We start from the raw sequence: 12,548 nt of genomic DNA on the forward strand, positions 1-12,548 counted from the left end.
CGCCGTCGGGCACCCCGCCTTGGTTGCCGCTATGCTCCCGCCGGCACTTCGGGACCGGTGGGCCAGCGCAGCAAGGCTGCCACGTTGACGCCGTCCGGCAGTGCGCCTGAAGGAACCAGCTGAACCCGGGCATCGGTCAGGGCGGCAGCACGCAACAGTGCTGCCGGAGCGGACACCTTGCCCACAACGTCCGCAGCCAACGACTCGGCCTCGGATGTTGCCACCCACGGCTCGGCGCTTAGGGCAAGCAGGGTGTGATCGGCGAGCGCGCTGTCGTCGAGAATCAAATCGTCAACCTGGGCCTGCTGCAGCGCGTGAACCACAGAGCCCAGACCGGTGGCAGACTGCGGGTTGGCCTGGCCCTCCTGCTCGGCCAGCCGGTCCATGAGTTGCCGTTGCTCCTCGGCCCACTGCTGGGCAACCAAGGAGTTGACCTCGTCATCGAACTTTTCGCGGTCCGATCCTGCGGCGAGGGTGTGGGACTCAATGGTCGCAAGAACGGCTTTAGAGGCCTCTGCGAGCTGATCTGCCACCAACTGGCGGGCTCGAATGTCACCGGAGAGGATCACCAGCTTGGCTTGGCGTTCCCTAACCAACTTGTCGACTTCCTCAGCCACTTGATCGGCGTTGCGCCGCCAGACTTCTTCCGTGTGGCGCTGGTAGCGGCCTTGTGACCAGCCGCCCACGGGCACCTTCTTGATGGAGTCGTCGTCGCCTTGGACGTGCTGGCTCGCCTCGACATCGGGAGCTCCGGCCTTGTAGAGGCGGATCTCACCCTCGTCACGGCTGGCCTCCACAACAACGTATGCAAAACCGTCGGGGTGGTGCTTCAACAGCGGCAGGAGATCCGGAACCTCGTCCTTGGAGACCCGTTCGGGAACAACCAGGGCACCCGGAAGCACCTCGTTGAGGACCACTTCACCGTTGCGCACCAGAACAAAACGGCTGACGGGCGACGGCTCCCCCTTGGCAGGTTGGATGGCTCCCTCCATGGCGTTGAGATCCTCCTTCGAGGTGCCCAAGCCTTCAAGAGTGTTCCGGACGTTGTCCGGCTGCACGTCCGCATTTTCCAGGCCATCCACGGTGCCTGTGCTCGCGTCGACGTAGGCAACGCACCAAGGTCCGGGCTCCCGATAGAGGCCGGAGTACTTGGATAAGTTGTCAGTCATCCAGCCCACCCCCGGCTTCGCCCTTGCCGGTTCCAGGGTTCAGCGCGTCCTGGACTTCCTGGGGGTCTGTCTCGTCCGGGAAGGGTTCGGTCTCACGGCCTTCCTCGACGTGCGCGGGCTTGGTTCCCCGCACGATTCCTTCGGTCTCGTGCTTCATCTGCTCGTCCAATTCCGAGCCGTGCTTGGTGTTTCCTCGTTCAGCCACGATGCTCCTCCTTTTCACTTCGATGTGCCTCTGCATCAATTCGTGGTCAGCGGTTGACGAGCTTGAAAAAGGTGCTGTCCTCGCCGCTCGCCTTCTTTGCCTGGTAGAGGAATGCGAGCTTGTTCTGATCGAACTTCGCGAACCATTCGTCCCAGCTGATGTGCTCCAGGCTGTCCTCGCCTGCGCCGCCGGGGAAGTCGATGCGCAGAATACCCACGTCATCCTTGTCCCCTGTTTTCTTGACGCTGGCCGGTTTACCGTCATTGCTTTCAACCCACTTCCGGATCTCGTCGTGATCCGTGGTGGTGTGTGATTCCGAAGCCATGGCGTGTTCCTTCCTTCTCCCGATCGTCGCCAGGCAGGTACGGACGCTGCTGCCGGCGAAGAATTATCCGGACACTTTCGACCCTAGCCCGGATGAGGGGGAAATAGAAAGGGTACTGATTATTTAAGCCCCGCCGAGTTGGCATTTAATGACAATGCCTGAGCCCGGGACTGTCATTAAGTGCCAAGTCGCGGGGATGTCAGACCCATTCGCCTCGACGAACCAGCACTTCCTTGAGCAGATCCAGCCGATCCGAGACGATACCGTCCACGCCCAGGTCAAGAAGCCGCTCCATCTCCGTCGGCTCGTTGATGGTCCATACGTGCACCTGCCTCCCAAGCCGATGTGCACGCCGGATGAACCCGGCAGTCACCACCGGCAAACGGCCGTAGCGGACAGGGACTTGGAAAACGTCGACGCCGGCGAGCAGCTTGCGTGCCAACCGCACCGGCAGCGCGGGGCCCAGGAGGACGAAGAGGGCAGTCAATGAGCTGCCGGCCGAGGATGCCACCCTGTGTGACAACGTGGCCAAAACCGCCCGACGACGCCTGTCCGAGAAGCTGGTGACCAGGACACGGTCATGGATTCCATGTTTTTCGATGGCCGCGGCCAGCGGGCCCACCGAGTTCCAGTCCTTGACGTCGAGATTCAGCCGGGCTTCCGGAAATGCCGTCACCAGCTCATCAAACGTGGGCACGGGTTCCGCCCCGCCGATCCTGGCCCGGGCCACCTCTGCGGCGCTCAGCTCGGAAATCCTCCCAGCCGAGTCCGTAACCCGGTCCAACGATGAGTCATGGAAGACCAGCAGGACGCCATCGGACGTTGTGTGCACATCAGTTTCCAGGTGCACGGTTCCCAATTCCACGGCAGCACTGAATGCAGCCATGGAGTTCTCCAGTCCCTCGCGCGAAAAGCCGCGATGAGCGAAGGCCAAAGGGCCCACCGAACCGTCTCTGCGGAGGAAATAGGGCAGCGTCACTCCCGTAGCGTAGCCCATCGCAAAGGTGCGGCTAGAGCTCCTGCCGGGCTGCCGCCGTCGTCTGCGGGACGATCGCCACACCATCGCTGACGTGGACCAGCGTCCGGCCGCGACCGCCGTCGAGCTCCACCCAGACGGCAGTGGCATCGCCGGTGACGGCGTCCACAACGCCGGCCGATTCGAAGCCCGGCGTCAGCGTGACGTTGACGCGGTCTCCTTGGCGCAGCGAGCGCCAGTGGTGATCGGGTTCCACGCGCCGCAAGGGCGCCGTAGTGAAGTCGTTGATCCGACGCTTAGCCATGATTCCCCCTGCAAAATTCCTCGAACAGATCGGCCATGCGAACGGGCCTTGGCTGGAAGCCTACGGCCGCAAGTTGAACGCCGGTTGTATGGAGGCTGGGAACTCGGTGACACGTGGTGCTGACAAACTAGGGGCATGACTGTGTTGATTGCCGGCTGCGGCGACCTCGGAACCGAAGTTGGGCTGCGTTTCGCGGCTGTCGGGCACCATGTGGTGGGCTTGCGCCGCTCCCCCGAAAAGCTCCCGCCGGAGATCCACGGCATCCGGGCGGACCTCTCCGGGCATGTCCCGGAATTGCCTGGCGACGTGGACATCGTGGTGATTGCAGTCGCGGCGGATGCCTCGACGGAAGAGGCGTACCGTGCGGCCTACCTGAACGGGGTGAAGAATGTGCTGGATGCCCTGGAGCGGCAGTCGATCCGGCCGCGGCGCATCCTGTTCGTCTCCTCCACCGCCGTATATAGGGACTCTGGCGGGGCTGTTGTGGACGAGTCGACGCCTGCAGAACCCACGCGGTTCAGCGGAAAGGTCCTGCTGGAAGCCGAGGATTTGTTGTTCGCCAGGACTGCCGGCACCCGCGCCATTTCCGTGCGCCTGGGCGGCATCTACGGCCCCGGCCGCACCCGCCTGATCGACCAAGTGCGCAGCGGAAAGGCCACGATTCCTGCCCAGTCCAAACACACCAACCGCATCCATCGTGACGACGCCGCAGCCATGATCGTGCACCTGGCCACCATGGAGCAAGAGCCCGAGGCCGTGTACCTGGGCGTCGATGACGACCCCGCCGAGTACGGCGACGTCCTGCGCTTCCTCGCGGGCGAGCTACAGCTGCCGGCGCCTCCCGTCGGGCCGGCGTCCGACGGCGGTGCAGGCGACAAACGCTGTTCGAACAGCCGGCTAAGGTCCACCGGTTTCACCTTTGCCTATCCGTCGTTCCGGGAAGGGTACCGGGCGATCCTGGCCGGGAAGGGTGTCCGCCATCCATGAAAGCCGCTCTTTGGGGGAGGGCCTATTTTGCCGCGCAGGCCTTGGCAGGTGCTGCCTGGTGGCTTGGTGTTTTCCTCCTGCCGCCTGTCCGGGAGGCCACTCTTGGGCAGCTGGATCCCGTGGCTGTGGCGATCTTCGATGTGCCTTTGTTTGTCGCAGCTTCGGCCCTGGCTGCCTTCGGCTTCCGTGGCGCCGCTATCGTGGCTACCGCGTGGACCGGGCTGGTCACCCTGGCCTTGGCTGTCTTCGCGACCATCACCACACAAGCAGGCTGGGGAGTCCTGGCGATGGTGGCGGCATCCGCGTGCTCGGTGGCCGCTCTTTGCTTGGTTCTCCTGGGCCGGATACCTACAGAATGGGTACTCCGCGGCCCGTTCGCGTTCCGGCCTGCAGCCCAGCGACCTACGTCAGGGCACGTAGTAACAACATTCCTGCAGCTGGTCGTTTTTTGGGGCCTGTTCCTGGGAGTGATCCCGCTGGTCCTTTTCGCCTTGGAACGCCGCTGGGCCCTGGCCATTCCGTTCCCGCTGCCTACGCTTGTTTCCGGGCTCGTTCTGTTGCTGCTCGCCAGCGCCCTGGGCATTTACTCGGCCATTGCCATGTCCACCAAAGGGAACGGGACTCCCCTGCCGGCAGCGATGGCCAACACTCTGGTGATTGCCGGCCCCTACCGTTGGCTCCGGAATCCCATGGCATTGGCAGGCATCCTGCAGGGCGCCGCCGTCGGCCTGATGCTGGGTTCGTGGCTTGTGGTGGCCTATGCGGTGGCCGGCTCACTCGTGTGGAATTACGCGGTCAGGCCGTTGGAGGAGGCCGACCTCAGGCTTCGATTCGGCGCCGAGTTCGAATACTACTGCCAAAGGGTCCGCTGTTGGATTCCCCGGTTCCGCGCCGACTAGACCCGCTGTTCGGTGAGTTTCGCTTCGAGAACCTGGGCCACGCCGTCGTCGTCGAAGTGCGGCGCCTGCTGCCCGGCGGCGAGGATCGCTTCCGGGTGTCCGCTCGCCATGGCGTAACCGTGTCCGGCCCAGCGGAGCATCTCGATGTCATTGGGCATGTCCCCGAACGCAACCACGTCCGCCGCGTCGATTCCCAGCGACTCGGCGTACTTGGCGAGCGTGACAGCCTTGTTGATCCCCGGCACCGACATCTCCAACATGGCGGTCTTCGGAGCTGAGTGCGTGGTGGACACCAGGTGCGCAACGGCCGGCTGCACCTCGGCAAGGAACTCGTCCGGCGTACCTTTGCGGGTAATGGCCAGGAACTTCACGACGGCGTCATCCGCTGTAAGCGTCTCGGCCAACGGCTTGGGGGTGAATTCAGCGAGCAATTCGCTGGTTTCGTTCTCGATAAACCCAGGCTCCAGCTGGAAACCGGTCAAGGTTTCGACAGCGAACAACGCATCAGGCCTGATGGACTTGATGATCCGGCGGGCTTCAAAGACGGACTCCGCATCCAGAACGCAGGAGGAGAGGGCCTTCTCTGTTTCGAGATCCCACACCACGGCCCCGTTGGAACAGATGACGATCCCGCTGTGCCCCAGTTGCTCCTGGAGGGGGTAGAGCCAGCGCGGGGGACGGCCCGTGACGAAGACGAGTTCCACCCCTGCTTCGCGGCACGCCTGGAACGCCTTGATGGTCCGGTCACTGATTTTTCCGTCATGACCGAGGATGGTGCCGTCAATATCGCTTGCTACGAGCCGCATCATGCCAGTCTACGTTGGCGGGAACGTGCGGGGGGCTTGGCCAATCTCCCCTGCGGCTGCAACAAGCGCATAGGCTGGGTTGATGAGTGAGAAGACCAGCACAGTCGAAGAACACAGCACCCGGGGTGCCTACGTCACAGGTGGCGAGTTCAACCGGGACACCAACTACATCGAAGACCGGATCACCCGCGACGGTGCCGCCGGGCCAAAAGGAGAACCCGGCTGGCCTGTGGAGCCCGGACGGTACAGATTGATCGCTGCCCGCGCCTGCCCATGGGCCAACAGGACAGTGATCGTCCGGCGGCTCCTGGGATTGGAAGACGTCATCAGCCTGGGTCAGCCCGGACCCACCCACGACGCCCGCTCTTGGACCTTTGACCTCGATCCCGACGGCAAGGACCCTGTCCTGGGAATCGAGCGTCTCCAGGAAGCGTTCTTCCGCCGCTTCCCCGACTATCCGCGCGGCATTACCGTCCCGGCCATCGTCGATATCCCCAGCGGAGAAGTAGTCACCAACAACTTCCCGCAGATCACGCTCGACTTCTCCACGGAATGGACAGAGTTCCACCGCCCCGGAGCGCCGGACCTGTATCCGGAACACCTTCGCGAGGAGATCGACCAGGTCAACAAGCGCGTCTTTACCGAAGTCAACAACGGCGTGTACAGGTGCGGATTCGCAGGATCACAGGAAGCCTACGACGCCGCCTACACCCGCCTGTGGAACGCGCTGGATTGGCTTGAGGAACGGCTCGCCACGCAACGCTTCCTGGTGGGCGACTCCATCACCGAAGCCGACGTCCGGCTTTTCACCACACTCGCCCGCTTTGACGCCGTTTATCACGGGCACTTCAAGTGCAACCGCAACAAACTCAGCGAAATGCCCGCATTGTGGGGCTATGCCCGGGACCTGTTCCAGACGCCCGGCTTCGGGGACACCATCGACTTCGTGCAGATCAAACAGCACTACTACATCGTGCACGAGGACATTAATCCCACGCAGATCGTCCCCGCGGGCCCGGATCTTTCAGGCTGGCTGACGCCTCACGGACGCGAAGCCCTGGGTGGGCGGCCCTTCGGCGACGGCACTCCGCCGGGACCGGTCAAGGCAGGCGAAGAAGTAGCGCCAGGGCACGGAGCCGGCTAGGCCGGCCCGTGGTTGAGCTCGGCCCGCGTTGGCGGGTTGGCTCCGGCGCGTGAGACGGTGATGGCGGCAGCACGGGTGGCGTGATCCATGATCGCCGCGAGCGTTTCAGCGGGCATGGCGCGCAGTTCCTCGCGGTTCTGTGCGCCATCCAGCCCATGATCCACGATCGCGGACAACAGCCCGGCCATGAATGAATCCCCCGCGCCCACGGTGTCCACAACGTCCACTGAGGGAGCCGGGACCTGGGTCTCCCCTGCGCGGGTGATGCCCCACGGGCCGAGCGAACCACGCGTGACCACCACCAGGGCGGGTCCCCCTTCGCCACCCAGCGACAACCAGCGACGGGCGGATTCCGTCGGATCAACGCCCGGGTACAGCCATTCAAGGTCCTCGTCTGAGGCCTTTACGACGTCGGACAGCGCCACGAAGCGCTCGGCCTGCGTCCGCGCGTACTCAACGTCCGTGATGATGCTCGGGCGGCAGTTGGGGTCAAAGCTGATGGTGCTGCTCGGGTGGGCATGCTCGACGGCGGCAAGAACCTCCGCAGCGCCCGGCTCCAGGAAGGTGGCAATGGAGCCGGTGTGCAGCAAGGTGGCAGCCTGCAGCATGAGGGGCAGCCGGCCGGCGAGTCCGGGCAGTTCCCAGGTGAGGTCGAAAGCGTAAGTGGCAGCGCCGTCGTCGTCTATCTGTGCGGTTGCCACGCTGGTTGGTTTGTCGTCGGGCGGCAGCGGAACCATCACGGAACTGGACCGCAGGTGCGCCGCCACGGAGTCGCCGTAAGCGTCCTTCCCGAAGCGGCCGATGAACTGAACCGGGTGGTCCAGCCTGGCCAAACCGACGGCAACATTGAGCGGGCTGCCGCCAACGTGCGCTTCAATTCCAGAGGAGCGTTGAACAACGTCTACCAGGGCCTCGCCAATGACTGTCAGCATGGGACAACTCTGCCAGAGGACAACCGCCGCAGCACAACAATTACGAGAGCAGCCGCTGCACCAATTCCCGGCACTTCTTGTACGCGACGGCCTTGGGGTCGATGAGGTCGAAGTGATCGCCCGGGACCCGCAGCAACTGGGCCGAACTTCCCGCTGCCGTAGCCGCCGCAACGAAGGCCTCGGACTGGCTCGCGGGAACGTCCTCGTCTTCTGTGGCGTGCACGGCATATACGGGGACGTCGATCGGCAGCAGGCTCATGGGGTCTGCGTATTTATGCCGTTTGGGGAATCTAGCGGAATCGCCGCCCATGAGGTTGCACACCGCGCCGTTGCTCAGATTCAGTTTCTCCGCGGCCGCAAGGTTGAGGAGCCCGGACTGGCTCACCACCCCGGTCAGGTGCACCGCGTTGTCCTCGGGCGACCGCACGAGTTGGCGGTCGGCGTCGGGCGTTCCGATGGCCGAAAGCCGCTGCCGGCCGGCCGCCCAGACGGCCAAGTGTCCGCCGGCTGAGTGGCCCAGCGCTACGACTTTGTCCAGTTTGAGATCGTGGTTGCCTGCGATTTCAGAGAGGTGGTCGATGCCGGCCAGGATGTCCTCGAAGGTGTGCGGCCATCCACCGCCGTTCCCGGCCCTCCGGTATTCAAGGTTCCAGGCGGTGATTCCGTGGGCTGCGAGGTCCCGCGCCAGCGGCTCGCCGAGCTCAGCGCCGTACTGCGAGCGCCAGTAGCCGCCATGGATCACGACGGCGACTCCACCGGCCACAGCCGATGCGCCGCGATGGTTTCCGTTGTTCGGTTCAGGTATGAAGAGTTCGCCCCACTGACTGGGGTGTTCGCCGTAGCTGTACTTGTGCCGCAACATTGCGCCCTCCTTTGTACTGAGCCTATCGCGAGGGTTCCGGGGTTTGGCTAGAGGCGCCCCGACGGCGATTGGCCCGGTTCAGTGTCGCACCCGCACCGTAAGCTGGGGGCATGGCAAGCAATTGGGACAGTCTGGACCAGGCTCAGCGGGACGCAGTGGACGCGAATGTGGCCCTCTATGAGCGCGTCCGCCCTGCGTTGAAGCGGGTCACGCGCGATGTCCTGCTGACGCTGCGGGACATGTTGAACGACGCCGAGGTCACGCCTTTGTTTGTCACGGGCCGGACCAAGACCGTTGAGTCGTTCCGCGAAAAAATTTCCCGCACCGATGACCCCATTGAGCCGGGCGGCCCCCGCGTGCTCAAGTTCCCGGATCCCTTCCGCACCCTGAACGATATGGTGGGAATCCGCGTCATCACCAAGCTGCCGGCGGAAAACGCAGCGGTTGCCAACATCATCAAACGCCAGCGCCAACTGTTCGATTGCCGTGGTGACCGCGAGAAGGACATCGGTTCCATCGAGTCCGGGACCTACGGCTACTCCAGCCGGCACCTCATCCTGCGCACCATCCAGAATGAAACGGTCAAGGAGTACCAGCACGTCTTCAACCCGGACATGCCGGCCAATGGCAGCTACTTCTTCGAGTGCCAGATCCGCACCGTATTCGCCCACGCCTGGAGCGAGATCGAGCATGACATCCGCTTCAAGGCCGAGGATCCCCGCGCCTGGACGCCGCATTTCGACCGTCAATTCACGGCCACGGCAGCCATGTTGGAGACTGTGGAGAGCGCTTTTGCTGATCTCCACGAACGGTACGAAGAAGTCCGCGGCTACTGGGATTTGGAAGGTGAAGGCGCCTCACCGTTGACTCCCAACAGGGTACGTGACGTCTGGCGTACGCTCCTTCCGCACGTTGACCGTAAAGTTGATGACGACTGGGGGTGGGCCGCCGAACTCCTTGCCGCCCACGGACTGACCAAGACCGTGGAACTGGCCGGGCTTCTCAGCGCCAACCGGATCACCGAGGTCCGCAAGGCCCTCGACCACCGCTACTCCCCCGGTCCCGACCGCCTCCTGGACGACCTCCTGCTGTGGCAGTACGGAACCGAACACATTGATCTCACCGCTGAGGCGCCCGACGTCGTTCCGCACCCGCGGCGCGACAGCCTCCAGCGGCGCCTTAAGCAGATTGAGCGTTACCGCCAGACTGCACTGTAAGGACCCATGACAGCCGCGCCAACCATGACCCCTGAGCAACTCATGTCGCTGCGGGCGACCTTCCGTTCGCCCCGCCGCCTGTTGACTGAATTCCTCGCGGGGCTGGTGGTGGCGCTGGCCTTGATTCCAGAGGCCATCGCCTTCTCAGTGATTGCGGGGGTGGATCCGCGGATCGGCCTGTTCGCATCGTTCACCATGGGCGTGGTGACCGCTCTTGTGGGCGGACGTCCAGCCATGATTTCGGCAGCAACAGGTGCCGTGGCCCTGGTGATCGCTCCGGTGATGAAGGAGCATGGCCTCGACTACCTGATCGCGACGATCATCCTCGCGGGCGTTTTCCAGATCATCCTCGCCGCCCTGGGGGTTACCCGGCTGATGCGCTTCATCCCGCGGTCGGTGATGATCGGTTTCGTCAACGCGCTGGCCATCTTGGTGTTCATGTCCCAGATGCCCGAACTCTTCAACGTTCCTTGGATGGTCTATCCAATTGTTGCCGTGGGCCTGGCGATCGTTTTTCTGCTGCCACGGGTGACCAAGGCTGTTCCGGCCCCCTTGGTGGCCATCGTGCTCCTCACGCTGGTCACCGCGCTGGGTGGCGTCGATGTACCCACCGTCAGCGACAAGGGCGAGCTGCCGGACAGCCTGCCCGGCTTGTTCGTGCCGAACGTGCCCCTGAACTTGGAGACGTTCCAGATCATTGCTCCCTTTGCGTTGTCGATGGCACTGGTGGGACTGCTGGAGTCGCTCATGACCGCCAAGCTGGTGGATGACATCACCGACACTCGATCCAACAAGACCAGGGTCTCTTGGGGCCAGGGCGCCGCCAACATCGTCACTGGATTCCTTGGCGGCCTGGGTGGTTGCGCGGTGATTGGGCAGACCATGATCAATGTGAAGGGCTCCGGCGCCCGAAGCCGGCTTTCAACGTTCCTGGCCGGCGTGTTCCTGCTGATCCTGGTGGTGGTGCTGGGCGATGTTGTGGGAATGATCCCCATGGCCGCGCTGGTGGCAGTGATGATCTTCGTTTCGCTGATTACTTTTGACTGGCACTCCGTCCGTCCCTCAACCCTGAAGCGCCTGCCCAAATCCGAGACAGCCGTCATGGTCCTGACTGTTGCCGCTGTGGTCGCAACGCACAATCTTGCGGTGGGGGTCGGCGTCGGGGTTTTGGCCGCGAGCGTGCTGTTTGCCCGTAGGGTGGCGCATTTTGTCACGGTGGAAAGGACTGAGCTGGACCTCAACGGCGAGACCGTGGCGACGTACACGGTGCATGGTGAGCTCTTCTTCGCCTCCTCCAACGACCTGTACACCCAGTTCGACTACGCGAAAGATTCCTCAGAAGGCATAGATCGTGTAATCATCGATCTTCACGGCTCGCATATTTGGGACGCTTCCTCGGTTTCCGTGCTGGATTCGGTGACCGAAAAGTACAGGAACCACGGTCGCGAAGTGGAGTTCATCGGCTTGAATGAGGCCAGCGTCCGCATGCGGGAGCGGCTGGCGGGAAAGCTCAACTCCTGACGGGGACGCCGAATGTCTGACATATACGTTCCGTGGGATGTAACGAAGTCGTTCCAAGTGCAGTTCTGGTGTGAGCATTGATGAATGCTTGAGGCAACCAATTCCCCGTCCGAAACCACATCCCCGGTAAATCCTGCCCTCGCCGCCGAAGCCAGGATTGCCCGGATCGCCGTCACGGTCTTCCCACTCCTGGTGGTTCTGGCCGGCGTCCTGGGGTTCCTCATCCCGGATCTGTTCAAGCCGATGGGTGTTGCGGTTCCTTACCTGCTGGGCATCATCATGTTCTGCATGGGCCTCACCCTGACCCCTCCGGATTTCGCGTCCGTGGCCCGGCGCCCCTGGGCCGTAGCTCTGGGAATCGTGGCGCACTATGTCATCATGCCCGGCGCCGGATGGCTGATCGCCGTGTTGCTTCAATTGCCACCGGAGCTTGCCGTGGGCCTGATCCTGGTTGGTTGCGCCCCTTCCGGCACGGCCTCCAACGTGATGGCGTTCCTGGCCAAGGGCGATGTGGCCCTGTCAGTCGCCGTCGCTTCCGTTTCCACGCTGATAGCGCCGCTGGTGACGCCCGCACTGACGCTCTTCCTGGCGGGCTCGTTCCTGAATATCGACGCCGGGGCCATGGTCTTGGACATCGTCAAGACAGTGCTGCTGCCCGTCATCGCGGGCCTGCTTGCAAGGTTGTTCCTCTCGAAGCTCGTGGCGAAGGTGCTTCCGGTACTTCCTTGGGCTTCAGCCGTCGTCATCTCCTTGATCGTGGCCATCGTTGTGGCTGGAAGCGCCAGCAAGATCGTCGCTGCTGGCGGCATCGTGTTCCTGGCTGTCGTGCTTCACAACGGCTTCGGCCTTGGATTGGGCTACCTGGCCGGCAAGCTGGGCCGTTTGGATGACAAGGCACGCCGTGCCCTGGCGTTCGAGGTCGGTATGCAGAACTCGGGACTCGCGGCGACCCTGGCCACTGCCCACTTCGGTGCATTGGCTGCGTTGCCGTCCGCCGTGTTCTCGCTGTGGCACAACATCTCCGGCGCGATCGTTGCAGCGTGGTTGGCACGGAGGCCGCTGAAGGACTAGGTGCTGTTTAGTCCGCTGGAGGTGGTTTGCTCTGGAAATGCTCGGAGGTACCTGTGGCGGCTGACTTCACTACGCCAGGGTTGCGCGCCCAGTCTGCCCGGCCGTCCGATACCGTTCCCAACGTAAGGAA

At 63.4% G+C, this 12,548-nt stretch carries 14 protein-coding genes; 6 read left to right on the forward strand and 8 right to left on the reverse strand.

Annotated features, from left to right (window positions below; all coding sequences use genetic code 11):
* Positions 1-29: 29 nt before the first annotated feature.
* The 5 genes from FDP28_RS07445 to FDP28_RS07465 all read right to left on the reverse strand — a co-directional run bounded on the left by FDP28_RS07445 (position 30) and on the right by FDP28_RS07465 (position 2,979).
* Complete coding sequence (locus tag FDP28_RS07445; protein WP_144660079.1) at positions 30-1,169, reverse strand: baeRF2 domain-containing protein; 1,140 nt, start codon at positions 1,167-1,169, stop codon at positions 30-32.
* The gene (locus FDP28_RS07450) at positions 1,162-1,374 is read right to left on the reverse strand and encodes a hypothetical protein (RefSeq protein WP_144660080.1); all 213 of its coding nucleotides are present in this window, start codon (positions 1,372-1,374) and stop codon (positions 1,162-1,164) included. Before FDP28_RS07450 ends, FDP28_RS07445 begins: the two co-directional genes overlap by 8 nt.
* 46 nt (positions 1,375-1,420) lie before the next feature.
* Positions 1,421-1,699: a hypothetical protein gene (locus FDP28_RS07455; protein ID WP_144660081.1), complete on the reverse strand. Its 279-nt coding sequence runs from the start codon at positions 1,697-1,699 to the stop codon at positions 1,421-1,423.
* Positions 1,700-1,898: 199 nt separating this feature from the next.
* Positions 1,899-2,696, reverse strand: coding sequence for a glycerophosphodiester phosphodiesterase (locus FDP28_RS07460; protein ID WP_144660082.1), 798 nt, complete (start codon positions 2,694-2,696; stop codon positions 1,899-1,901).
* A 13-nt stretch (positions 2,697-2,709) separates the two neighbouring features.
* Entirely contained in the window at positions 2,710-2,979 is a 270-nt protein-coding gene (locus tag FDP28_RS07465; protein ID WP_144660083.1) for a hypothetical protein, read from the reverse strand.
* 135 nt (positions 2,980-3,114) lie between these two features.
* On the opposite strand from FDP28_RS07465, the gene FDP28_RS07470 reads away from it, so the two are divergent.
* Together FDP28_RS07470 and FDP28_RS07475 are read left to right on the forward strand one after the other, a co-directional pair.
* The gene (locus FDP28_RS07470; protein ID WP_144660084.1) at positions 3,115-3,966 is read left to right on the forward strand and encodes an SDR family oxidoreductase; all 852 of its coding nucleotides are present in this window, start codon (positions 3,115-3,117) and stop codon (positions 3,964-3,966) included.
* Positions 3,963-4,865 carry a methyltransferase family protein gene (locus FDP28_RS07475; RefSeq protein ID WP_144660085.1) on the forward strand — a complete coding sequence of 301 codons (903 nt, stop codon included), beginning with the start codon at positions 3,963-3,965 and terminating at the stop codon, positions 4,863-4,865. Before FDP28_RS07470 ends, FDP28_RS07475 begins: the two co-directional genes overlap by 4 nt.
* Here the strand turns inward: FDP28_RS07475 and FDP28_RS07480 are convergent.
* Positions 4,862-5,671, reverse strand: coding sequence for an HAD family hydrolase (locus FDP28_RS07480; protein ID WP_186313547.1), 810 nt, complete (start codon positions 5,669-5,671; stop codon positions 4,862-4,864). The two genes, FDP28_RS07475 and FDP28_RS07480, sit on opposite strands and share 4 nt — an antisense overlap.
* Positions 5,672-5,753: 82 nt before the next feature.
* Between FDP28_RS07480 and FDP28_RS07485 the strand changes: the two genes are divergently transcribed.
* Positions 5,754-6,815 carry a glutathione S-transferase family protein gene (locus FDP28_RS07485; protein WP_144660089.1) on the forward strand — a complete coding sequence of 354 codons (1,062 nt, stop codon included), beginning with the start codon at positions 5,754-5,756 and terminating at the stop codon, positions 6,813-6,815.
* On the opposite strand, the gene FDP28_RS07490 is transcribed toward FDP28_RS07485, so the two are convergent.
* Both FDP28_RS07490 and FDP28_RS07495 read right to left on the reverse strand, forming a co-directional pair.
* On the reverse strand, positions 6,812-7,747 hold the full coding sequence (locus FDP28_RS07490) for a carbohydrate kinase family protein (RefSeq protein WP_144660092.1): 936 nt from the start codon (positions 7,745-7,747) through the stop codon (positions 6,812-6,814). The two genes, FDP28_RS07485 and FDP28_RS07490, sit on opposite strands and share 4 nt — an antisense overlap.
* A gap of 40 nt (positions 7,748-7,787) precedes the next feature.
* Positions 7,788-8,609 carry an alpha/beta hydrolase fold domain-containing protein gene (locus tag FDP28_RS07495; protein ID WP_144660094.1) on the reverse strand — a complete coding sequence of 274 codons (822 nt, stop codon included), beginning with the start codon at positions 8,607-8,609 and terminating at the stop codon, positions 7,788-7,790.
* A gap of 110 nt (positions 8,610-8,719) precedes the next feature.
* Here FDP28_RS07495 and FDP28_RS07500 point away from each other — a divergent pair, with 110 nt between their 5' ends.
* The 3 genes from FDP28_RS07500 to FDP28_RS07510 all read left to right on the forward strand — a co-directional run bounded on the left by FDP28_RS07500 (position 8,720) and on the right by FDP28_RS07510 (position 12,418).
* A complete protein-coding gene (locus FDP28_RS07500) occupies positions 8,720-9,826 on the forward strand; it encodes a GTP pyrophosphokinase (RefSeq protein ID WP_144660097.1) in 1,107 nt (368 codons plus the stop codon).
* A 24-nt stretch (positions 9,827-9,850) separates the two neighbouring features.
* The gene (locus tag FDP28_RS07505) at positions 9,851-11,347 is read left to right on the forward strand and encodes a SulP family inorganic anion transporter (protein ID WP_144660748.1); all 1,497 of its coding nucleotides are present in this window, start codon (positions 9,851-9,853) and stop codon (positions 11,345-11,347) included.
* 84 nt (positions 11,348-11,431) lie between these two features.
* The gene (locus FDP28_RS07510; RefSeq protein ID WP_144660099.1) at positions 11,432-12,418 is read left to right on the forward strand and encodes a bile acid:sodium symporter family protein; all 987 of its coding nucleotides are present in this window, start codon (positions 11,432-11,434) and stop codon (positions 12,416-12,418) included.
* The last annotated feature ends 130 nt before the right edge of the window (positions 12,419-12,548 follow it).

Origin of the sequence: Paenarthrobacter nicotinovorans, from assembly GCF_007670255.1 — a bacterium.
Taxonomy (GTDB): domain Bacteria; phylum Actinomycetota; class Actinomycetes; order Actinomycetales; family Micrococcaceae; genus Arthrobacter; species Arthrobacter nicotinovorans_B.